Here is a 20,898-nt window from a genome sequence, read left to right as displayed (position 1 = left end):
AGCCCCAAAGGGGCGGCAATCCCTCAGCCCAGGGCAACGCCCTGGGTTGACCATTCCCCATCCCCGGCGCCCTGAAAGGGCGCGATACCTGCCAGCCCCCAAACTACCACAAACCCCGTACTTCACCCACCACCTCCTCCCAACATCCCCTGCCTCCCTGTCCCAACGGGACTGCACCCTGAAGCCCAGGGTTGCGAGGCACTCGCTACCCTGGGTCATCCCCCACCCAAATCACCTACGCCAACGGCGTCGCGCAACCGCCCCACCTCTCCCGCCACGACCCACCCTCTTTCTCCTCCGCGACCTCCGCGTTTCGTTCCCCCCACCAATCCAGCACCTCTCCTCATCCACCCTTCTCCACCTCCGCGATCTCCTCCGCGACCTCTGCGCCTCCGCGGTTCGTTCCCTTCACCACTCCAGGGCTGTTCCTGAAAACTGAACACTGAACACTAGCAACTTTCCCCACCATGCCGCGCCTCACCCTACATCTCTCTTTCCTCCTCACGCTCACTCTTCCCCTAGCGGCCCAAACCCTCCCCATCACCACCAACCTAAAACTCCACCTCGACGCCTCCTCCCTATCCTCTCTCCCAAACAACGCCACCGTCACCTCCTGGCCCGACCTCGCCACCACCTACATCCCCGGCGACACCGCCCAAAACGCCACCCTCACCAACGGCCTCGGCACCCCCAAATTCATCTCATCCGACCCCCTGCTCGGAAACAAACCCGCCGTCTCCTTCGCCGGCACCGATGCCCTCGGCTTCGCCGGCTCCCTCGGCCTGAACTCCGCCGAAGCCGCCCAGCCCTTCACCGTCTTCGTCGTCGCCACGAACAACAAGACCGCCATCTCCCCCGCCATCTCCATCGGCGACATCCACAATGGCATCTCCGACGGCGCAGCAGGCGCATCCCTCAAATGCGACCTCTCCACCACCGCCGCCGGCCTCCGCTTCAATGACGGCTCCCGCCTCTTCGGCACCGGAAATTTCGAGGCAAACAAGTACCACATCGGCATGTTCCGCATGGCCGCCGGCGAAACCTACGCCGCCGGCACCTTCCGCAGCGACAACCGCACCGCCACCCAGAGCAGCGTCGCCAACGGCACCCGCACCCCGAACTTCGCCGACGAAGGCTACCACATCGGTGCCGGCATCAACTCCGCCAATGGCAACCTTGAAGAGCGCATGAACGGCCGCATCGCCGAGATCCTCTTCTACAATCGCGCTCTAACAGAAACCGAATCCAACCAGGTCGGCCTCTACCTCACCCAGAAGTACAGCCTCACCACGAACTACACCCCACCCGGCCCCGATACCCGCCCGAATGTCCTCCTCATCCTCATGGATGACACCGGCTGGAGCGACCTCGGCTGCTACGGCGGCGAAGCCCACACCCCGCGCATCGATGCCCTCGCGGCCAATGGCGTCCGCTTCCGCAACTTTCACAATACCGCCCGCTGCTCCACCACCCGCGCCGCCCTTCTCACAGGGAACTACACCCACCAGGTCGCCCAAAATCCCGGAGCCTCCCTCCCCGACCTCCGCACCGATAACAACATCACCATCCCCGAGCTCCTCCGCGACAAAGGCTACCGCACCTACATGGCCGGCAAGTGGCACCTCGGCACCGATCCCGGCGAGCGCACCACCGACCGCGGCTTCCAGCACGTCTTCGGCTTCGGCGCCCAGGCCAGCGGCTCCGGCGCGGACTATTGGGATGAATCCCAATACACCCTCAAGTCCCTCGACAACGAGATCCCCCAGCGCACCTACCCCGCGAATACCTTCTACCAGAGCGACGCCATCGCCGACCACGCCATCGACTTCATCGATCACCACCTCGCGAAGTCGGACAGCAGCAAGTTCTTCCTCTACCTCCCCTTCAATCCACCGCACTTCTCGCTGCAAGCCCCGGCCGCCCTCGCCGACACCTACATGGCCACCTACGCCCAGGGATGGGACGTTGTGAGACAGGCCCGCTACGATCGCATGCGCGCCCTCGGCATCATCGATGCCACCTACCCCGAAGCCCCCTTCAGCGACACCCCGTATAATACCAACCCCGTCATCCAGCCCGTCCCCGCCTGGAACACGCTCGATGCCGATCGCAAGGCCGACCTCGTCCGCCGCATGGCCCTCTACACCGCCATGATCGATCGCGTCGACTACTCCATCGGCCGCGTCATCGATCGCCTGCAAACCGCCAACCTCTTGGACAATACCATCGTCCTCCTCATGACCGACAATGGCGGCAATGCCGAAGGCGGCGTCTTCGGAAAATCCTACGGCACCAATAACCGCGCACCCCTCACTGGCAATGAACTCACCAATGCCGGCCAGCGCGGCATGAATGACAACCTCTGGCTAGGCGGCGGCTGGGCCAATGTCTGCAATGTCCCCTTCCGCTACTACAAGCGCTTCTCCCACGAGGGCGGCATACGTACGCCACTCATCGTACATTGGCCCGCCGGCATCGTGCAGCCGAACCGCTGGACGGATCAGAATGGCCACCTCATCGACATCATGGCCACCATCGCCGCCGCCACGGGCTCGCCCGTCCCCACCACCTTCGCCGGCCACACCGTCCTCCCGCCCGAAGGCACCAGCCTCCTCCCCATCCTCCAGAACCAAGCCACCTTCCCGCGCCAACTCGGCTACGAGCACGAGTCCACCCGCGCCTGGGTTGATGGCGAGTGGAAGCTCGTCACCAAGACCTTCGCCTCCACCGATGGCACCTCACCCGCGAATGCCCTCGAGCTCTACCACATCACCACCGACCCCACCGAGCTCCACAATCTCGCCGCCACCGAGCCCGAGCGCCTGAAGGCCATGGTCACCGCCTGGAATGCCTGGGCCACCCGCGTCGGCGTCCCCACCGGCCGCCTCCTCCACACCCCCATCGCCACACCCGCACCACTCTCCACCGACCTCTTCGTCGACAATTTCAACCGCGACGACTCCGTCGACGCCGACGAGGATTCACAAGGCATGTCCGGCTCCCGCGTCCCACCCATCGGCGCGAACAATGCCTACTACGAAGGCTTCGAAGGCAGCGGCACCGCCGACTCGATCCAGATCTCGGAAGGCGCGCTGCAAGTCGCAGTAGGCGTTGGCATGGCCGAAAACGGCATCAGCCATAACTTCATCGGCCAGGACATCATCGATGCCGGCGGCTTCTCCGTGCAGATGAATATCCGCGCCATCAGCGACACCACTGGCACCCAGCCCGCCGACCGCTACCTCGGCTTCGGCGTCGGCCTGAACAAGACCGAAGCCTCCCTCGGCAGCGACATCTCCGGCCCTAACAGCTTCCGCGGCAGCACCACCAACCCAACGGGCAAAGCCGACTTCTTCATCGACCTCGACCTCAATGGCAACCTCAAGGCCTGGCGCAAGGGCCAGCTCATCGCCACCGTCAACGTCGGCAAAACCACCGGCACTCTCACCGCCAAGTTCGCCCTCACCGGCTTCACCACCACCAGCAACGTGGAGGTCACCGTCTTCTTCGAAGGCAAGGCCATCGACCTCAACCCCGCCGATCCCAACAGCATCACGCAAAGCTTCACCTGGGATGCCAACGACATGAACTACATCGGCATCAGCGGCCGCGCCAACGAATACACCGAGCTCGATAACCTCGCCATCCGCAAGCTCCCCCTCGCCGACACCCTCTCCACCGAGCACGCCATCCAAAAAGGCCTCGCCGGCACCGACACCGCCCCGAACGCCGACCCCGACCACGACGGCCGCCCCAACTTCCTAGAATGGGCCACCGGCACCGACCCCAACGTCCCCGACACCAACCTAGCCCCCATCACCCTGTTAGAAGCCACCCCTTCCAACAGCACCCTCCGCTTCCAATCCCGCCGCCTCACCCAAGCCACCCAGTCCGACCTGGACTACACCATCCTCATCTCCGAAGACCTCGAACACTGGACCCCCATCACCCCACTCACCATCTCCTCCCCCACACCCATCCCCAACAACCCCGGCTACGAAACCGTAGAACTCCAACTCCCCCCCACCTCCTTCACCGGCACCAACACCCTCTTCGTCATCATCGACACCAAGCCCAAACAAGGCACCTGAAGCGCACACGCAGGACCTTGATCACGTAAGTCCCCGAAGCAATCACGTGAGACCCCGAAGCCCCAGGCTCTAAAGCCCCAAAGGGGCGACCATCCCTAAGCCCAGGGCATCGCCCTGGGTTTCTCACGTACACCCATGGCGTCCTGTAGGGACGCGATAAGGGAACCGCCCGCCTCACCGATCACCGATCACCGATCACCGATCACCGATCACCCGGCACTTCTTCCCCTCCCCCTCACATACAACCCCACCGCACACCCCAGCGCCGCCACCTGCGGCATGCACCCCAGCACCCACCTCCACCACGCCACCGGAAGCACCCGCATATCCATCCTCCCGAATCTCCCCCAAAGCTCACTGAAGAAATACACCTGCGACGAAAGCCCCAACATCATCAGCACCCCGATCCCCAGGTGCCACCTCCTCCCACCCCTCAGAAACCCATGCACCATCATCCCCACAATCCCCAGCGTCGCCACCATCTCAAAAACATCACGCCCATCCGCCACCTGCATCCGCAGAGCCCTTATCAAGAGAAACCCCACGCACATCGCCCCCACACCCCGCAGCACCTTATCCACCACCCGCGGATCCCCACTCGCCGGCACCGGCACCACCGCCGACTCCTCCCCGCGCTCCTTCGGCGGCGCATAAGGATCACGCTCCACATCACCTCCCCCATCAAACTCATTCCCGGACTCCGGCATCATTGGATCGAAAGAATAGAAACCAACACAAACAAACTCCCTCACCACCGCCCCTCCGGCAATCTCCCATTCACCTCCCTCAACTCCCGCCACGCCTTCACGAACTTCACCTCCTTCCGCCAATCGTCACCAGCGCTCCGCGACAATTCATCCTCCACCGCATCATAGATCACCATCGAGTCCGGGCCCGCCCCGTCCCGCTTCTTCAGCGCGATCCCCGTGAACCGCGAATCCGCCGTCCACGCCACCTCGCAATCGTCCACCTCCGTAGGACTGCTTCCGAAGTAAGTCCACTCCACCGCCTTGCAGTTCTTCCCACCCACCTTCACGTAGTACTCGTAGGTGAACTCCCCGTCGTGCATCCGCCCCACCGTGATCGTCGTCCCGTTCCCCAGCTTCACCTTGCCAATCTCCGTCTTCCACAGCGACGGCCCCAGCATCAGCACCAGAGCAAAGTAAGCCACCACCGGCGTCAGCACGATTCCCGCGAGCAAGCACCCCGCCCGCACCCTCGGCGACGGCAGCTCCGGCCCATCATCTCCATCTCCCCTCATCCGCTCCGCACACACACCTCCCCTCTACCCCGAAACCCCGCCACCATCACGCCCCATCTTTCCACCTCCAGTTCTCCTTCCCCTTCCGTGTATTCCGCGTGTTCCGTGGTTATCCCATCCACTCCCCATCAGAATCTCATCCACGCCATCCGCGATCGCACCCCGCCTTTCCTCCGCGCCCCCCGCGCCTCCGCGGTAAATCCTTCACAATCCCGCTGCCTTCCCACTGATCACCGATCACCGATCACCCGGCACTCCCCCACCTCCTCAGCACCACCCGCCAAATCCCGCGCAACCTGCGCGGGAAAAAAACACATGGGGGCAGCACTTCGGCAAGCAGGCAGGCAGATTACGATCTCCTCACTTAGTTGGCCCGGCCACCCTTCAACATCGTGCCGTCCTTCTGGATCATGTCGTCGTCCTTCATCATCCCCTTCTCGCCGCCCTTCATCATCACCGATCCATCCGGCATCAGCTTCGTGCCATTGTCGAAGGACATCTCCTTCTTCACCGGCATCGCCATACAATCCTTCACCACCATCAGCTTGCCCTCCTTCATGATCACCGAGCCATCCAGCACGGCACGACCGTCGGCCATGATCATGTCACCATCCTTCAGCTGCCACTTCTTTCCCTCCTTCGACATCACGGAGCCATCCGTCATCACCTTGCTCCCGTCGCTCAGGGTCATCTCTTCGGAAAGGGCCATCTTCTCGCCGCCCTTCACCGCCATCATCTTCCCGTCCATCATGAAGACGCCGTCCTTCAGCACGTGCGTCATGTAGTGGCCGTCCATGTCGATCATGTCGCCATCCTTCAGCATCCACTTCTTGCCATCCGTGGACATCACGCTGCCATCCTTCATCACCTTCGTGCCGTCCTTCATCGTCATGTCCTCTGCCATGGCCATCTTCTCGCCGTCCTTCATCGCCATCATCTTGCCGTCCTTCATCATCACGCCATCGTGATTCGCCGCGGCCGCCATGCCGATGGCTGAAAGGGCGATGAGACCTGAGGCGAGCGTATTGATCATTGATTTCATAATATTGAGTCTGTGGTATTTTTATTCGTTCACTATCCATAGCCGGACGAAGACGCGCTTCACCGGCCTCCTCGATATCGATCGAGGAAAGAGGACACTCGCAGATCACGCTCCATTCCCGCCCCCATCTGCCAAACCCTTCCACCAGAAGGGAATCTTGAACCCATTGACCCTCAGTCAATGCGCCCCACTACATGCGTTCTGCGTGGCGTGCGTGCCGAGTGCATGGAGCCTACCGCCCTTTTCCATCAACGTCCCCTGCCAGGAAACGCCGGCGCTGAACTCGATCGACTTCGCCCAGCCCCAGGTGCGAAAGCCCATCATCAGCCCCCCCCAGCCAAACACTCTTTCACCGATAAACAGGCCGCGCCTTCATGCCTTTCCTGAAAACTGAACGCAGCAGTTGCGATAGCAACCTTCATCCCTCCGCGAAGCGGCAAACCGCGTAGCCCGGAGGGCAATACTGGAAACTAGCAAACTCTTCTCCTCCACCGCCACGCCAGCCACCCTCCCCACACCATCACCTGCGCTCCCAGCGGCACCCACGTCGGAAACGCGACCCACCATGTCCGTTTCACCCAATCATCCCGATACTCCTTCGAAACAATCGCCCAGCTCCTCCGCCACGCCTCATCCTCACGAAATGGGCGCGAAAACCACACCATATCAAACGGCCCCGGCCACGCGTCCTCCTCCGAAACACTGAAGTTCCCGCCGCACCACTTCACAGTCACCAGCTTCTCCCCCAATCCCCACTTGCCCCGCGCATCCACCGCCCACAACTCCACCCCCTCGTCACGCGTCATCGACCTCGCCCACGCCCACCCCAGGAAGCACAACACCAGCACTCCCAGCCAGAAGCTCCTCCATCGATATATCGGTCGCGGCCTCATGCCTTTCCTGAAAACTCAAAACTGAAAACTAGCAAACTCTTCTCCTCCACCGCCATCCCATCCACCCACCCCACACCACCGCGAAGCATCCCCACACCATCCAATCCGCGATCTTCACATAAGAACTCCCCCAGCTCTCGAACTCCATCTCCTCCACCTCCTTCGCCGGCCTCTTCCCCGGCAGGCGCATCACCCCATTCCACGCCAGGAACTTCGTCGCACCGCCAAACACAAACGTCACCCCATCCACCCGCGCAATCCCATAAGCCCCCTTCGCATCCATCCGCTGCACCCACGTCTCCGACCGCATCGAATCCCACCACGCCCACGCGAAAAAACACCCCACGAACACCCCCAGCCCAAAGCTCTTCCACCGCCACACCGGCCGCACCATCCTCTTCTTCGCTTCATTCATCGCTCAGAGCTCAGCCTTCAATGTTCAGAGCTCCATGTCCATCCCATCACGCCCCGCCCACGCCCCAGCGTCCTCCTCTTCATGCACTCCGATGGGTGATTGGAAGATTGATGATTGATGCCTTCTCCCTCCCCCACCTCCGCCGCATCCACCTCCGCCACAGCACCGTCAATCCCCACCACGCCCCCGCATACCCCAGCACCACGAAGCCCATCGAAAGCCACCAACTCGTCCTCTCCTCATCGGGCAAGATCGAAGAATGATCGCGGATCTCCGTCATCGAGCCCCACAGCACCGAACGCGGCACTCGCCACAACAACGGCCGCCCCCGATAGAAAACCACCCGCTCCGGGCTGACTACCAAATCCGCCGGCGGATCCACCAATCGTCCGCGCCGGAAGATCAACATGCCTCGCTGCACCTGCACCGCCCACTTTTCATAGGGAAAGCTACCACCATCCGCCTGCATCACCACTTCGACCGACTCCACCTGCGCCCCTTTCCAATACGAATCCATCCACACCCACACCAAAAACGCCAACCCCCACGCCCCCATCCAAAACCCCAGCGACCGCCACCACCGCACCCGCCACCACCGCACCCGCCACCTCACACCCTCCAAGCCCGCGCTCCCACCACCTTCATCGCGATCTCCATCATCTTCCACACCACTCTCATCCTCACGCCCGCTCATCCTCCTAGAAAGAACATCTCCCCACCCCCCAGCAAATCCCAAAACACGACACCCCTCACCCCAAGTCATCTCACCCCGCACCATCCCCTCATCCATCTTCGTCCCAACGGGACATCACAATGAAGCCCAGGGTTGCGAGGCACTCGCTACCCTGGGTGCAGGCAGCATCCATCATCCTACGCCAACGGCGTTGTGGACCGCATCACCTGCCATCCCGCGATTCCTCTCCGCGGTCATCCGTGCCATCCGCGGTCATTCCTTCCTCGTCTCCGCGCTTCCTCTGCGACCTCTGCGCCTCCGCGGTTCACTCACCAGCCTTACGCCATCCCACCGATCACCCCGCACTCCTTCTCACCTGTTAGAAAACATCGTCCCCCGTCCCCGACACCCCATCCTTCCCCGCCGACCACACCCTCATCTTCTCCCCTCGCACCTCCATCAAATACGGCCGCCGCCACGGATCCAGCGCCGACCCATCCGCCCCCAGCCTCACATTCCCCCGATTCAAATACCCACCACCGCCATCCTCCCGCCCCTTCAGCAGCGTCGCCATCACCTCCCGATTCCCACCCGCCGGCCACTCGCCGCGAGCCCAATAGTAAGAATCCACCGCCAGCTCGATCTGCTTCATCGCATCCCTCGCGCTGCGCCTCATCTCGTGCTCCTCCGCCTGCGCCCAATCTCGCCGCACCCACATCCCCTCCGCCGTCGAGACACCCGCCACGATCACCATCGTCGACAGCCACCTCCTGAAACTCGCCATCGGCTCCTCCGCCCTCGAGCACCGCCACATCAGCCACACCACCACCATCCATCCCACCGCCGGAAACAAAGCCACGGCGAAGTCCCACAAGGTGATCACGGTGGAAAGCACGCTCATCAAAAGCCAGGCCCACTCGGAACCCATCTCACCACCCTACTCGTCCACACCCGCGCCCGCCAATGAGGATCCACCCCTTCATCACTTCCTCACACTCACTTCACCCGCTCCTCATCCATCTCATCCCCACCACTTCCCCCTCCACGTATCCCGCCATCAAAACCTCCACCATCCCGCGGCCACTCCACGGATCAATGACGACTGATCACCCGCCACCGCATTTCGATTCAAGGCTCCGCGCTCCACGTTCGCCTTCATCCGCCTCTTCCGCGCATGCCACGCGAAAACCAGCACCGCCCACAGCGCCACATACCCCGCCACGATCGCCCACAGCCCCAGCTGCACGATCACGATGTCGCGCTTGAACTGCTGACCCCCGAATGAAGTCGCATACCGCGACAACGCAGGCGGCAAATCAAACTGCCTTCCCCTCGGTCCCGCCACCCCCACCGATTGCAGCGCGGTCCGCCCCGTGTCGAAGTGATCCTTCGCCACACCCTCCTTTCGCCACTCCGTCGTCTGCTGCCACCAGATCGAGCCCAGCTCCAGCTGCAGCTTGTAGTTCATCCCGCCGCGGCCGACGTCCACCAACGAATGATACCCACCCGAGTCCCACCACATCCCCAGCAGCAGCACCATCCCCGGCACCCCCGGCCAATAGATCCACACCCGCCGGAAAAGCCGCATCAGCATCGCCATCATCCCGCCACCTCCATTCCCGCCGTCGAATCTGTTAGACGCGCCGTCACCCTTCCCTTCCTCCGCTGCCACCAGAAGACCATCCCCACCCACACCATCACATGGCACCCCACGATTCCCCACAGCGCGATCTCCCCCGTCACCAGATCCATGACCATCCCACCCCGGCTTCGCTCCTCCACCACCGTCTTGATCAGCGGCGGAAAATCAAACCGCCGCCCACGCTTCCCCGCCGGAGCACTCCCGTCCTCCGCCGGCAATTCACCACGCACCACCGGGAAATCGCTCGGGCCGGGCGGGTAATTCTCCCTCAAGGTCGAACTCCCCCACTGCACACCACCCATCCTCACCCCCACATAGCGCACCTTTCCCGGTCGTTCCCACCGAACGTGCGAATTCCATCCCCCCGAGTCCCACCACACCCACAGTAAAAACACCAGCCCCGGCACCCCGTACCAAAAGAGCCGCGAACGATAAAAAGGGCACGGCATCATGAAAACAACATCGGGGGAACGGACATGCAACCAAGGCATCCAACATCCGCCTCCGAACATCGAATCAACAGCCGCCATCACCCTGCCACAAACCACCCGTCCCCACAAGGTCCAATCTCCGCCATCCCTTTCCTCCTTAGCTCCCTCCATCTCTCCTCCGCGCCTCCTCCACGCCTCCGCATCTCGTTCCTCCACCAGCCCCGACGCCTTTCACTGATCACCGATCACTCGGCACTCCCCTGCCCCACGCCTCATCCGCCTCCCATGCCACCCCAGCCACGCACCCCACACCCCCAGCCACCCCGCGAAGGGCACCCACATCGGAAACGAAATCCACCACTGGTCCACCCATGGCTTCACCACCTCCTCCCCCATCAGCGCCCACTTCCGTCCGTCCCCCGGTCCCAGCCGCCCCTTCTCTCGCACCCTCGATTCCCACCGGATCGTCTGATGATCCGTATCCACATCCCGCTGCCATCTCCTCACCCGGAAGCACCCGTCATAAACTCCCGCCTCCACCCGCCTCGTCCCCGGCCCACGGACCAAGAGCCCCTCGTCCCGCGTCATCGACCGCATCCACGCCCACCCGAAAAACCCCAGCACCACCACCCCCAGCCAAAACGATTTCCAACGATACCACGGTCGTGAAGTCATCATAAAACAAAGCCCAATCGGATAAACACACAGATAACCCGGAAACCCCGACTCCCCCTCACCTCCCAAAAGAAAGGCTCACTCCCGCGCATACGCCCCCCACGTCATCCTTCATTCAAAGTTCAACGCTCAACGCTCAGCGCCCCATCTTCAGCATTCGCCTTCCTCCACTCCCACCACCCCACCGCGCCCAGCCACATCACTCCATACGCGACAGTGATCCCCCACAGCGCCACCCCCGCGCTCAAGCTCTCCCACCCCAGCGCCCGGAAGCTCGCATCCCTCTCCCACTTGAAAAGCGGCGGCACATCAAACTGACACCTCCGCCTCGGCGATGGACCGCTCCCGTCATCCGCCGCGATCAAGCTTCGCCCCATCGAGAACTCATTCGGGAAACTGCTCCTTCCCGAACTCTCCCTGATGCGACTCCACCGCACCGCTCCCCGATTCACCCGCACATCATAGTACCCCATCCCACTGCCCCTGAGCACATACGAATCATGCCCACCCGAATCCCACCACACCCACAGCAAGAACACCAACCCCGGCACCCCGCACCAAAACAACCGCGACCTGTAAAACCGCCTCTTCACCGCGCCACCTCCACTTCCATCACCGCTTCTGTTAGACGCTTCATCGCCTTCTTCTTTCTCTGCTGCCACCAGCAGATGGACCCCATCCATCCCATCGCGTAAGCTCCCCCGATCACCCACATCGCCACGAGAACGTCTTCATATCCGAAGAGCACGTGGTCGACATTCAAATTCTTTGTCACCTCGAAGGCGGGCTTTACATCAAAGCGGCATCGCCTCGGTCGACCGCTCTCTTTTGATTCATATCGAATCGTAGGAAGCGGCTTAAAGCCCATCCCTGCCGGATGTCTATATTGAGCCAATCCCACTCGGCCGGACGCCACGAACAACTGGTAAGACCTCTCCTTTCCAATCCACGCGACACCAGAGACATGCCCACCCGAATCCCACCACACCCACAGCAAGAACACCAGCCCCGGCACCCCGCACCAAAACAACCGCGAACGCCAAAACGCCCGCCTCATCCCCGCGCGACCTCCCTTCACCCCATCCATCCCATCTGCCTCTCCATTCATCCTTCAGAGTTCAGAGTTCGATGTTCAACGTTCGCCTCCCGCTCCATCACCCGCCTCTTCCACCACCGCCACCCAAACACCATCCCCAGCCACACCGCCACATACAACAGCACCACCACCCACATCGCCACCCACGCGAAATAGATCCGCTCCGTAATCTCCGCTCGCATACCGAGCAACGTCTGACTCTCCCACCCGAAGGCCGCCGGAAAATCAAACCCCCTGCCCGGCAACCGGCCCACCCAAATAGCGAACGGACTCTCCTCCACCTCGGCCCGATACGCCTGCAAGCCCAAGTAGCTCTTCCCCGTCAAAATCGGAGGCGTCCCCACATACGCGTTACGCTGCCACTCCACCCGCCCGCGACTCACCATCACCGAATCAAACACACCCCCACTCGCCGGCCGCACCACATACGAATGCCACCCACCCGAATCCCACCACACCCAAATCAAAAACACCAACCCCGGCACCCCGCACCAGAACAACCGCGATTTGTAAAACGCCCGCATCATCCCGCCACCTCCGTTTCCATCACTGACTCTGTTAGACGCCCCATCACCCGCCGCTTCCTCCACCGCCACGCAAACACCAGCCCCAGCCAGACCACCACATATCCCGCCACGACTCCCCAGAACGCCGCTCTCACAAGCCGCTCATGCACCACCCTCGGCTCCTTCCCATACACTTCCGTCGACACCCGGAAAAGCGGTTGAAGATCGAACTGCCGCGCCCGCGCGGGCCCCGTGCGGCTGAGTGGATCCTCCCGCAAGTCAATACGAGCCACGGAAATCGGCCTCCTTCCTGCCGACCCGCTCCAGGACTGCTTCGTGCGCCGCCAGACCACATCCCCCACCATCACCTCCACACCCTTTTCATCGCCGCTCGGGCCCCATCGCACAAAGGAAATACACCCACCCGAGTCCCACCACACCCACAGCAAGAACACCAACCCCGGCACCCCGCACCAAAACAACCGCGACTTATAGAACGGCCGCATCACCCCGCCACCTCCATCTCGACAGAATGCCTCATGCCTTTCCTCTTCACTCAAAACTGAAAACTTCAGACTAGCAAACTCCCTTCTCCACCACCCTCCTCTTCCTCCACTGCCACCACCACACCATCCCCAGCCACACCCCCACATACCCCGCCACCACGAATCTCATCGAAAGCCACCACTCCACCTCCCTGATCGAGCATTTCTTCCCCAGCCTCTGAAGTCCTGTCACCGTCACATCCCTTCCCCACTGCGTCGGCTTATCCTGCAAATACAGGTATCCATTGTAGTCGAAGCCCGGCCCACTCCCATGCGCCTTCACCCCCGGCGGCGCCGACAATAGAAGGCCCCGGTGAAAAATCACCTTCCCCTGCTGCAGCCGCGCCTCCCACTCGTTGTATCCCGCGCTGATCCCCGGCCCCACCGAACTCACCCACGACATCACCCGCGGCACATGATGAAACGAGATCACCCACGCCCACACCAGAAACACCAGTCCCGGCACCCCGCACCAAAACAACCGCGACTTGTAAAACGGCCGTCTCATCCTTCAAGCGATCCTCTTGAGAAAATCACCAATCATCAATCTCTCAATCACCAATCGAAGTGCTTGAGGAGAATAAAAGGCTCCCGCATCGCCGCACCGCCACCATGGGAGAGCAGCGCTTCCCGGAAGAACTCCGCCCATCGCGCCAGCGTCCCGTTCCTCACGCACTCTGATTGGTGATTGGAGGATTGGTGATTGATGATTGCTCCCTCATCACCCGCGCCTTCCTCCACTGCCACGCACTCACCGCCCCCAGCCACACCATCCCATACCCCGCCACCACCACCCACAGCGCCACCCGCGCGAGATCGATCCGCTCCGTCATCACCGCTCGCTCACCGCGCAACGTTTGCCTCTCCTTCTCGTAGGCCGCCGGAAAATCGAACCGCCTGCCCGCCACCTGGCCCGCCCGCTCAGAAAGCGGAGGCTCCTCCACCTCGGTTCGATAGACATGCAAGTCGAAGTAGCTCTTCCCCGTCAAGATCGGCGCCGTCCCCAGATACTCGTCACGCTGCCACTCCACCAGCCCGCCTCTCACCTTCACCACATGGAAGACATTCCCCCGCACCGTCCGCACCACAGACGAATCCCACCCACCCGAGTCCCACCACACCCACAGCAAGAACACCAACCCCGGCATCCCTAGCCAAAACAACCGCGACTTATAGAACAGCCGCATCACCCCGCCACCTCCATCTCCATAGAATGCCTCATGCCTTTCCTCTTCACTGAAAACTAAAAACTAGGAACTAGCAAACTTCCCCCTTCATCACCCGCCTCTTCCTCCACTGCCACGCCCCCACCGCCCCCAGCCAAATCACCGCATAGCAAGCCATCACTCCCCACATCGCCACCCGCCCGTCCACATCATCCACGATCATCTCCTCGTCGATCACCAGCGCGCCTCTCTCGAAAAACGGCCGCACATCAAACCCGCACTCCCTCTGCGCCAGCCCGCCATTCTCGTCGAACTTGGACAAGACCTCCCGCGACCAGCACGGCCCGCCCTTCACGCCCAGGGCTCTCATCAGCGTGTCCTCCCCATCGACCCATCCCACCGCACCCCGGCTCACCAGCACACCCCGCACCCGGCCCTTTCCCATCCATCCCACCTGCGACTCATACCCACCCGAGTCCCACCAAGCCCACACCAGGAACACCAACCCCGGCACCCCGCACCAAAACAACCGCGACTTATAGAACGCCCGCATCACCCCACCACCTCCGTTTCTGTTAGACGCCTCATCACCCGCCGCTTCCTCCACCGCCAGGCAAACACCGCCCCCAGCCACATCGCCGCATAGCACCCCGCGATCAACCACAGCGCCACGCTCACCTCCACCGCCTCATAGGTCATCTTCAGATCATCGTCCGGCTTCTCTTCTCTCCGGAATCCCGCCGGAAGATCAAACCCGCATTCCCTCGTGAACCCCAGGCCATTCTTGTCCACCTCCACCATCTCATGGCGATCCACGAAAAGCTGCTTCGTCCCCGGAATGAACAGACGCTGCACCACACTCCTCCACTCCACCACTCCCCGATACACCCTCACATCGCGCTCCTCGCTCCCCCGGTACCACGTCACCTCGGAATAATGCCTCCCCGAATCCCACCACACCCACAGCAAAAACACCAACCCCGGCACCCCGCACCAAAACAACCGCGACTTGTAAAACGCCCGCATCACCTCGCCACCTCCGTTCCCTTCGCCAAATCTGTTAGAAGCACCATCACCCGCCTCTTCCTCCGCTGCCACCACCACACCGCGCCCAGCCAGCCCACGGTATAGCATCCCACCATCACCCACATCGCCACGCTCACCTGCCGAGTCTCTGTTCTCCATCTCCCATTCTCATTCACGGTGGTGTCCCACTCGAACGGCCGGGGAAAATCGAACCGACGGTCCCGGATCCTGAGAATCTCATGCTCCATCGTCAGTGGGTATCGTCCTGTCCCGAATCCGTCCCCACCCACCCCGAACGAATTGTCCCTCCCGCTTCCCCCGACCACGCATCCCCGACTCAGCCGCAGATCATACACCCGGTTTCCACCATCCCATATCATATTGGACTCATACTGCCCCGAGTCCCACCACACCCACATTAGGAACACCAACCCCGGCACCCCGCACCAAAACAACCGCGACCTGTAAAACGACCGCATCACCCCGCCACCTCCGTTCCCTTCGCCAAATCTGTTAGACGCCTCATCACCCGCCTCCTCCTCCACTGCCACGCAAACACCATCCCCAGCCACACCACCCCATACCCCGCCACCGCCGCCCACAGCGCCAGCCGTGAATCCACCCAATCCACGATCACCCCCGCGCTGGGCTCCACCTCCATCACCGTCTTCTCAAAAGCCGTCGGAAAAAAATCGAACTTCCGCGCCCTCCCCTTCCAGCCACCGGTCCCGTCATCCTCCGGGAATGGCAATCGATCTGCCGAAAGCTCCCCCTTCACACCTGGCCCAGCCGTGGGATCGATGAGGCGCATATACCCCATCATGCCTCGCTCTACCCGCACCTCCCGGAACCCCCACCCACGATTCCACTTCAAGCGGGACTCATACCCACCCGAGTCCCACCACACCCACAACAAAAACACCAACCCCGGCACCCCGCACCAAAACAACCGCGCCTTGTAGAACGGCCGCATCACCCCACCACCTCCGTTCCCTTCGCAAAATCTGTTAGACGCCTCATCACCCGCCGCTTCCTCCACCGCCAGGCAAACACCACCCCCAACCACACCCCCACATACCCCAGCACCATCAACCACAGCGCCACCCACAACTCACAAGTCCTCACCTCCTCACCCTCACCAAAGGGAGTGACCTCACAAGTCCACGAATACGCCTCTGGAAACTCGAACCCGCGCTCCCTCACCGTCCCTCGCGCCCGATCCACCATCGCCACCCGACCAACATAGACCAATTCCGCCACCGAATTACTCTCCTCGTCCCGAGTGTCCTGCCACCACACGGCACCACTCGTCACCATCACGATGTGACTGTGCCTCCCCTGCCTCCAACTCACCTCGTCTGCATTCCTCCCCGAGTCCCACCACGCCCACACCAGGAACACCAACCCCGGCACCCCGCACCAAAGCAGCCGCGACTTGTAAAACGCCCGCATCACCCCGCCACCTCCATTTCTGTTAGACGACTTCTCACCCTTCTCCACCTCCACCCCAGCCACCCGCCCCACAGCGCGGAGAACCCCGCAATCGGAAGCCACACCGGAAACACCGCCCACCGGAAAAACCAACGGTCACGCTGGAAGAAAGTCCATCCCAGCCACCAGCCCGACGCAGCGTCGAAGGCAGAATCCCCGCGCCTCTGCGAATACCAGGCCACATCGAAGGGAGGCCTCGGAGACACCAGCGAATCCTTGTCCAGGATCACGACCCACCCATCGCGCACGCTCGCATTGTGGCTCCACCGGCTCACCCCATGAATCCACACCCCCTCATCCCGCCCCATCGACCGCGCCCACACCCACCCCAGGAACGCCACCACCAGCACTCCCAGCCAAAAACCCTTCCAGCGATAAACCGGCCGCCGCATCACCCCACCGCCTCCATTTCTGTTAGATGCCTCCGCACCCGCCGCCACCGCCACCCCAACAGGCCCACCCACAACACCGCCCACCCCGCCGGCAGCACCCACATCGGAAACGCGATCCACCACTTCTGCGTGAAATAGGCCTCCCACGTCGTCGCCCCCAGCGCCCACCGCCGCTTCTCCTCCTCGATCCTTCTGCCGAACTTCTGCGACTCCCACCTCACCCTCGCGGTATCCAGCTCCAGATCCGACTTCCCATCGATCACCCGGAACACCCCCTGGAAATAACCCGCCTCCACGAACTTCGTCCCCGGCCCGCGCCGGATCACGCTCTCATGTCGATCCACCGACCTCACCCCCACCCACCCCAGGAAGCACAGCATCGCCAGCCCCAGCCAAAACGACTTCCACCAAAAAATCCCCCGCGGCCTCATCACATCATTCATCATCGATACACTCTGATAGATCAACTTCCCCACCCCACAATCCCAATCCACGCACCCAGCCCCCCAATCCACCCTCCTCATCCACCCTCCTCATCCACCCTCTCGAACCTTCCGAGTATTCCGTGGTTACTCCCCCTTGCCTTTCTCCGCGATCTCCTCCGCGACCTCAGCGCCTCCGCGGTTCGTTCCCTCCACCAGACCGATGCCTTTCCACTGATCACCGATCACTCGGCACTCTCCTCCGCCACCTTCCCCGCAAACTCAACACTCACAAACCTCCTCCACCTCCACCATCTCCACAGGAACATCACACTCACCCACACCACCACATACCCCGCCACCACGAAGCCGAAGTGACACCACCGGTCCGTCATCCGCACCGTCACCCAGCGATGCACCGGCCCGCCGCCCACATTCTCCGACACCTTCCAATCCTCCCACCTCATCCCCCACAGCCCCTCCACCCCGCGCCCGAACTCCCCCTCACTCCAGCGCGAAAACACCGGCCACTCCCCCGTCAACCTCAAGTCCGGCGTCGCATCCATCGGCTTCCCATCGCTGATCACCAGACTCCCCTGCTGCAGCGTCCACTTCCCTCCCACAAACCCCGACCCATCCGCCCCCGGAAACTCCACCCACACCCCATGCGTCACCTGCGACTGATGCCAAAACGAATCCACCCACGCCCACACCAAAAACGCCAACACCCAGGCCCCGATCCAAAACCCCACCGACCGCCACCACGGCTTCGCCCACCGCTCCGCCCTCACCACCCCATCACCAGCGCTGTCACCATCACCACCGCCATCAGCCCCCACACTATCACTCCCGTTCATCCTGCTAGAAACAACATCTCCCCCACCGCACGGCAAACCCCAAAAGCCGACAGCGCACACCCCAAATCATCTCACCCGCATCTCCCCTCATCCCCCAAACCCTTCACTTCCTCTCCGCACTTCCTCCACGACCTCTGCGTCTCCGCGGTTCGTTCCCCCGCCAGTCCAGTGCCTTCCATCCATCCGCGACATCCGTGCCATCCGCGGTCAAATCCTCCACCGGTCCGAAGCTCCTTCACCGGTCACCTTCGCTTTCTAAACTTGGCGCACTTGGCGTCTTGGCGGTTCATCATTTCCCCCGCCTTCTCCGCGCTTCCTCCGCGACCTCCGCGCCTCTGCGGTTCGTTCCCCCGCCAATCCGGTGCCTTTCACTGATCATTGATCACTGATCACCGATCACTCGGCACTCCTCCCCATTCACCCCTTCTTCACCCCCGCTTCATCCCCTCTCCCGCCCTCCATCCCCACAGTGACACGCTGCTTCCACCGCGCGAATCAAACCCAGCCTGTCACCCCATGCCCCGCCGCCCCATCCACCGTTGGAAAAGCTTCTGGCTCGGCATCCTCATCATCGAGCTCCTCTACTTCGACTGGCCCGACTCGAAACGCATCGTCATCGACATCCGCGCCGGCGACCGCACCTGCCTCCTCGAGCACCACACCCGCGTCACCCGCTTCGTCCCCGGCTGGCCCGTCCGCGAAGACGGACTCCACTACAGCCGCCGCACCCCCGGCGGCCCCAACGACGTCCCCGCCATCTGCATCGAGCGCCACCTCCCCTGCTACCAACTCCACGACCTCACCGCCTTCATTCCCCTCTGGACCATCTTCCTCATCACCCGCTCCTGCCGGATGAAGCGACACGCAGCCACGGACGATAGCACCCTCACCGAAACCAGCGAATGAAACCGCATCTCTCCCTCCTCCTCCGCCTCGCCATCGTCACCACCGGCTGCATCACCCTCGCCGCCATCCTCTCCCACCAGAAAGCACTCGAGCTCGATGAAGAGATCCTCCAGCCATGCCTCTCCCCCGGCATGACCTACCACCGCGCCGTCCAATTCAGCCTGTTCAATCCCTTCGTCTCCCTCCTCCCCCACTGGACCATCACCTACTTCGAGGAACCCGTCGACATCGCCTACGTCAATCCCACCATCACCGTCGACTTCCTCGGCCAAATCACCAGCGCCTCGAAGGAAGCAGGCTACCTCCTCATCGAAAGAGGCTACCTCGACAACCACTAACCCCGAACCCCGGCGAAGGAAAATCCCCACCTTCACGTGCCGATCCCACACCGGGACTCCTCACCGATCACCCGGCACCATGCCATCACTCCTCGATGGCACTTGCATCTCCACCCCCACCCCCTTCTTCGCCGCACCACCCTCCTTCTTCGGCTTCGCCAGCGGCCCCAGCATCAGCGTGATGAAAAGCATCGGCGCATACACCATCCCGAATCTCTCCACGCTATGGCCCAGCGAGCCATAGTCTGCACGCACCCACAACAAGAGCCCGATCGCCACCACCCACAAGATCCCCAGCCACCACCACGGCACCCCGATCGCCATCCCCAGCCCGAAGATCGCGCAACCCATCACCCCCATCAAAAGCAACGTCAGCCAAGGATCCCTCTCCCGCGTGATCATCATCACCGGCACCGAGAAAACCCCACCCATCACGATCCCCAGCATCACCCCTCCGCCGATCACGATCGCGACGTTCTCCAGCCCCTTGCGCACCGCTTCCTTCATCGCCGCTCCTCTCTTGCCCTGAACTCAACACTCGAAATCAAAACCAGCAACCTCACTTCCCGTTCACCTCCACCTTCTCATACGAGATCGAGCCACCCCTCGCCTGCTCCGGCAGCGTCACTCCATAGCCCGTGATCACAATCACATCCCCCGGCACCAATTTCTTCGGCGTCTTTCCTCCAAGATTCATCCGGTCCAGCACGATCACCGCTTCCCCCTTTTTCGTCCGCTTCTGGCTACGAATATCGAAGCCCGTCCGCTGCCGGATCGCCTTCTGAATCTCCACCACCTTCGCCTCATCCATCCCCTCCGCCAGCACCAGCCTCACAAACGAAAACCCCGCATCCTTCCCGATCGCCACCTCCTCCACCACCGTCCCCCTCAGCACCTCCATCCGCGGACTCACCGCCGCCGGCAATCCCATCACCCGCCCCGCGCCCGCCATCCAAGCCAGGACCACCATCATCATTGCCAGGGGAAAGGACATCACAGTCATGGATCGGATCACGCGGGATCACCGCTC

Annotated in this window: 27 protein-coding genes; 3 read left to right on the top strand and 24 right to left on the bottom strand. The window is 62.2% G+C overall.

The genetic code is table 11. The annotated features are described in order from the left end of the window. Positions 1-467 precede the first annotated feature (467 nt). Entirely contained in the window at positions 468-4,091 is a 3,624-nt protein-coding gene (locus WKV53_RS14275) for an arylsulfatase (RefSeq protein WP_341405349.1), read from the top strand. Positions 4,092-4,300: 209 nt separating this feature from the next. On the opposite strand, the gene WKV53_RS14270 is transcribed toward WKV53_RS14275, so the two are convergent. From WKV53_RS14270 to WKV53_RS14165, 22 genes are all read right to left on the bottom strand, one after another. Beyond that, positions 4,301-4,801, bottom strand: a complete 501-nt coding sequence (locus tag WKV53_RS14270) for a hypothetical protein (RefSeq protein ID WP_341405347.1) — start codon at positions 4,799-4,801, stop codon at positions 4,301-4,303. Positions 4,802-4,839: 38 nt separating this feature from the next. Continuing rightward, positions 4,840-5,352 carry a hypothetical protein gene (locus WKV53_RS14265; protein ID WP_341405345.1) on the bottom strand — a complete coding sequence of 171 codons (513 nt, stop codon included), beginning with the start codon at positions 5,350-5,352 and terminating at the stop codon, positions 4,840-4,842. A 364-nt stretch (positions 5,353-5,716) separates the two neighbouring features. Beyond that, a complete protein-coding gene (locus WKV53_RS14260) occupies positions 5,717-6,394 on the bottom strand; it encodes a DUF6799 domain-containing protein (RefSeq protein ID WP_341405344.1) in 678 nt (225 codons plus the stop codon). Between the two features lie 470 nt (positions 6,395-6,864). Further along, complete coding sequence (locus WKV53_RS14255) at positions 6,865-7,287, bottom strand: hypothetical protein (RefSeq protein WP_341405342.1); 423 nt, start codon at positions 7,285-7,287, stop codon at positions 6,865-6,867. Positions 7,288-7,315: 28 nt separating this feature from the next. Further along, positions 7,316-7,702 (bottom strand): hypothetical protein, encoded by a 387-nt coding sequence (locus WKV53_RS14250; RefSeq protein WP_341405340.1) that lies wholly within the window; start codon positions 7,700-7,702, stop codon positions 7,316-7,318. A 79-nt stretch (positions 7,703-7,781) separates the two neighbouring features. Continuing rightward, positions 7,782-8,396 (bottom strand): hypothetical protein, encoded by a 615-nt coding sequence (locus tag WKV53_RS14245; protein ID WP_341405339.1) that lies wholly within the window; start codon positions 8,394-8,396, stop codon positions 7,782-7,784. A 358-nt stretch (positions 8,397-8,754) separates the two neighbouring features. After that, complete coding sequence (locus WKV53_RS14240) at positions 8,755-9,303, bottom strand: type II secretion system protein GspG (RefSeq protein ID WP_341405337.1); 549 nt, start codon at positions 9,301-9,303, stop codon at positions 8,755-8,757. A gap of 129 nt (positions 9,304-9,432) precedes the next feature. After that, entirely contained in the window at positions 9,433-10,047 is a 615-nt protein-coding gene (locus WKV53_RS14235; RefSeq protein WP_341405335.1) for a hypothetical protein, read from the bottom strand. Next, the gene (locus WKV53_RS14230) at positions 9,975-10,469 is read right to left on the bottom strand and encodes a hypothetical protein (protein ID WP_341405334.1); all 495 of its coding nucleotides are present in this window, start codon (positions 10,467-10,469) and stop codon (positions 9,975-9,977) included. The genes WKV53_RS14235 and WKV53_RS14230 overlap by 73 nt, the downstream gene beginning before the upstream one ends. A gap of 210 nt (positions 10,470-10,679) precedes the next feature. Next, on the bottom strand, positions 10,680-11,126 hold the full coding sequence (locus WKV53_RS14225; RefSeq protein ID WP_341405332.1) for a hypothetical protein: 447 nt from the start codon (positions 11,124-11,126) through the stop codon (positions 10,680-10,682). 119 nt (positions 11,127-11,245) lie between these two features. Next, a complete protein-coding gene (locus tag WKV53_RS14220) occupies positions 11,246-11,431 on the bottom strand; it encodes a hypothetical protein (RefSeq protein WP_341405331.1) in 186 nt (61 codons plus the stop codon). A gap of 281 nt (positions 11,432-11,712) precedes the next feature. Further along, complete coding sequence (locus tag WKV53_RS14215) at positions 11,713-11,898, bottom strand: hypothetical protein (RefSeq protein ID WP_341405330.1); 186 nt, start codon at positions 11,896-11,898, stop codon at positions 11,713-11,715. Between the two features lie 329 nt (positions 11,899-12,227). After that, positions 12,228-12,401, bottom strand: a complete 174-nt coding sequence (locus WKV53_RS14210; protein WP_341405329.1) for a hypothetical protein — start codon at positions 12,399-12,401, stop codon at positions 12,228-12,230. 341 nt (positions 12,402-12,742) lie between these two features. Further along, the gene (locus WKV53_RS14205; RefSeq protein ID WP_341405328.1) at positions 12,743-12,931 is read right to left on the bottom strand and encodes a hypothetical protein; all 189 of its coding nucleotides are present in this window, start codon (positions 12,929-12,931) and stop codon (positions 12,743-12,745) included. Between the two features lie 370 nt (positions 12,932-13,301). Then, positions 13,302-13,778: a hypothetical protein gene (locus WKV53_RS14200; protein WP_341405326.1), complete on the bottom strand. Its 477-nt coding sequence runs from the start codon at positions 13,776-13,778 to the stop codon at positions 13,302-13,304. Positions 13,779-13,938: 160 nt separating this feature from the next. Next, positions 13,939-14,418 carry a hypothetical protein gene (locus WKV53_RS14195; RefSeq protein ID WP_341405324.1) on the bottom strand — a complete coding sequence of 160 codons (480 nt, stop codon included), beginning with the start codon at positions 14,416-14,418 and terminating at the stop codon, positions 13,939-13,941. A 109-nt stretch (positions 14,419-14,527) separates the two neighbouring features. After that, positions 14,528-14,989: a hypothetical protein gene (locus WKV53_RS14190; RefSeq protein WP_341405322.1), complete on the bottom strand. Its 462-nt coding sequence runs from the start codon at positions 14,987-14,989 to the stop codon at positions 14,528-14,530. Next, a complete protein-coding gene (locus WKV53_RS14185; RefSeq protein WP_341405321.1) occupies positions 14,989-15,621 on the bottom strand; it encodes a hypothetical protein in 633 nt (210 codons plus the stop codon). Before WKV53_RS14185 ends, WKV53_RS14190 begins: the two co-directional genes overlap by 1 nt. 319 nt (positions 15,622-15,940) lie before the next feature. Then, positions 15,941-16,438 carry a hypothetical protein gene (locus tag WKV53_RS14180; protein WP_341405320.1) on the bottom strand — a complete coding sequence of 166 codons (498 nt, stop codon included), beginning with the start codon at positions 16,436-16,438 and terminating at the stop codon, positions 15,941-15,943. Continuing rightward, on the bottom strand, positions 16,435-17,034 hold the full coding sequence (locus WKV53_RS14175) for a hypothetical protein (RefSeq protein WP_341405318.1): 600 nt from the start codon (positions 17,032-17,034) through the stop codon (positions 16,435-16,437). The genes WKV53_RS14180 and WKV53_RS14175 overlap by 4 nt, the downstream gene beginning before the upstream one ends. 310 nt (positions 17,035-17,344) lie before the next feature. Continuing rightward, entirely contained in the window at positions 17,345-17,791 is a 447-nt protein-coding gene (locus WKV53_RS14170; RefSeq protein WP_341405317.1) for a hypothetical protein, read from the bottom strand. 221 nt (positions 17,792-18,012) lie between these two features. Beyond that, a complete protein-coding gene (locus WKV53_RS14165) occupies positions 18,013-18,624 on the bottom strand; it encodes a hypothetical protein (RefSeq protein ID WP_341405316.1) in 612 nt (203 codons plus the stop codon). A gap of 516 nt (positions 18,625-19,140) precedes the next feature. On the opposite strand from WKV53_RS14165, the gene WKV53_RS14160 reads away from it, so the two are divergent. Both WKV53_RS14160 and WKV53_RS14155 read left to right on the top strand, forming a co-directional pair. Beyond that, entirely contained in the window at positions 19,141-19,530 is a 390-nt protein-coding gene (locus WKV53_RS14160; protein ID WP_341405315.1) for a hypothetical protein, read from the top strand. Then, on the top strand, positions 19,527-19,868 hold the full coding sequence (locus WKV53_RS14155; protein WP_341405314.1) for a hypothetical protein: 342 nt from the start codon (positions 19,527-19,529) through the stop codon (positions 19,866-19,868). Before WKV53_RS14160 ends, WKV53_RS14155 begins: the two co-directional genes overlap by 4 nt. Positions 19,869-19,928: 60 nt before the next feature. Here WKV53_RS14155 and WKV53_RS14150 read toward each other — a convergent pair whose 3' ends face one another. Continuing rightward, positions 19,929-20,375: a hypothetical protein gene (locus tag WKV53_RS14150; RefSeq protein WP_341405313.1), complete on the bottom strand. Its 447-nt coding sequence runs from the start codon at positions 20,373-20,375 to the stop codon at positions 19,929-19,931. A gap of 52 nt (positions 20,376-20,427) precedes the next feature. Further along, positions 20,428-20,862, bottom strand: coding sequence for a hypothetical protein (locus WKV53_RS14145; protein ID WP_341405311.1), 435 nt, complete (start codon positions 20,860-20,862; stop codon positions 20,428-20,430). Positions 20,863-20,898 lie beyond the last annotated feature (36 nt).

The organism is Luteolibacter sp. Y139 (assembly GCF_038066715.1).
GTDB lineage: Bacteria > Verrucomicrobiota > Verrucomicrobiia > Verrucomicrobiales > Akkermansiaceae > Haloferula > Haloferula soli.
Note: the sequence above shows the minus strand (reverse complement) of the source record. Positions and strands in the feature narration are given on the sequence as shown.

What these genes read in the sequence shown, in the direction of transcription:
- WKV53_RS14165 (WP_341405316.1), bottom strand. Translation starts at nt 18,624, where the DNA reads ATGAACGGGAGTGATAGTGTGGGGGCTGATGGCGGTGGTGATGGTGAC.
- WKV53_RS14260 (WP_341405344.1), bottom strand. Translation starts at nt 6,394, where the DNA reads ATGAAATCAATGATCAATACGCTCGCCTCAGGTCTCATCGCCCTTTCA.
- WKV53_RS14150 (WP_341405313.1), bottom strand. Translation starts at nt 20,375, where the DNA reads ATGAAGGAAGCGGTGCGCAAGGGGCTGGAGAACGTCGCGATCGTGATC.
- WKV53_RS14200 (WP_341405326.1), bottom strand. Translation starts at nt 13,778, where the DNA reads ATGAGACGGCCGTTTTACAAGTCGCGGTTGTTTTGGTGCGGGGTGCCG.
- WKV53_RS14145 (WP_341405311.1), bottom strand. Translation starts at nt 20,862, where the DNA reads ATGTCCTTTCCCCTGGCAATGATGATGGTGGTCCTGGCTTGGATGGCG.
- WKV53_RS14170 (WP_341405317.1), bottom strand. Translation starts at nt 17,791, where the DNA reads ATGATGAATGATGTGATGAGGCCGCGGGGGATTTTTTGGTGGAAGTCG.
- WKV53_RS14225 (WP_341405332.1), bottom strand. Translation starts at nt 11,126, where the DNA reads ATGATGACTTCACGACCGTGGTATCGTTGGAAATCGTTTTGGCTGGGG.
- WKV53_RS14230 (WP_341405334.1), bottom strand. Translation starts at nt 10,469, where the DNA reads ATGATGCCGTGCCCTTTTTATCGTTCGCGGCTCTTTTGGTACGGGGTG.
- WKV53_RS14245 (WP_341405339.1), bottom strand. Translation starts at nt 8,396, where the DNA reads ATGAGCGGGCGTGAGGATGAGAGTGGTGTGGAAGATGATGGAGATCGC.
- WKV53_RS14250 (WP_341405340.1), bottom strand. Translation starts at nt 7,702, where the DNA reads ATGAATGAAGCGAAGAAGAGGATGGTGCGGCCGGTGTGGCGGTGGAAG.
- WKV53_RS14185 (WP_341405321.1), bottom strand. Translation starts at nt 15,621, where the DNA reads ATGGAGAACAGAGACTCGGCAGGTGAGCGTGGCGATGTGGGTGATGGT.
- WKV53_RS14190 (WP_341405322.1), bottom strand. Translation starts at nt 14,989, where the DNA reads ATGCGGGCGTTCTATAAGTCGCGGTTGTTTTGGTGCGGGGTGCCGGGG.
- WKV53_RS14160 (WP_341405315.1), top strand. Translation starts at nt 19,141, where the DNA reads ATGCCCCGCCGCCCCATCCACCGTTGGAAAAGCTTCTGGCTCGGCATC.
- WKV53_RS14255 (WP_341405342.1), bottom strand. Translation starts at nt 7,287, where the DNA reads ATGAGGCCGCGACCGATATATCGATGGAGGAGCTTCTGGCTGGGAGTG.
- WKV53_RS14240 (WP_341405337.1), bottom strand. Translation starts at nt 9,303, where the DNA reads ATGGGTTCCGAGTGGGCCTGGCTTTTGATGAGCGTGCTTTCCACCGTG.
- WKV53_RS14195 (WP_341405324.1), bottom strand. Translation starts at nt 14,418, where the DNA reads ATGCCGGGGTTGGTGTTCTTGCTGTGGGTGTGGTGGGACTCGGGTGGG.
- WKV53_RS14270 (WP_341405347.1), bottom strand. Translation starts at nt 4,801, where the DNA reads ATGATGCCGGAGTCCGGGAATGAGTTTGATGGGGGAGGTGATGTGGAG.
- WKV53_RS14155 (WP_341405314.1), top strand. Translation starts at nt 19,527, where the DNA reads ATGAAACCGCATCTCTCCCTCCTCCTCCGCCTCGCCATCGTCACCACC.
- WKV53_RS14210 (WP_341405329.1), bottom strand. Translation starts at nt 12,401, where the DNA reads ATGCGAGCGGAGATTACGGAGCGGATCTATTTCGCGTGGGTGGCGATG.
- WKV53_RS14265 (WP_341405345.1), bottom strand. Translation starts at nt 5,352, where the DNA reads ATGAGGGGAGATGGAGATGATGGGCCGGAGCTGCCGTCGCCGAGGGTG.
- WKV53_RS14275 (WP_341405349.1), top strand. Translation starts at nt 468, where the DNA reads ATGCCGCGCCTCACCCTACATCTCTCTTTCCTCCTCACGCTCACTCTT.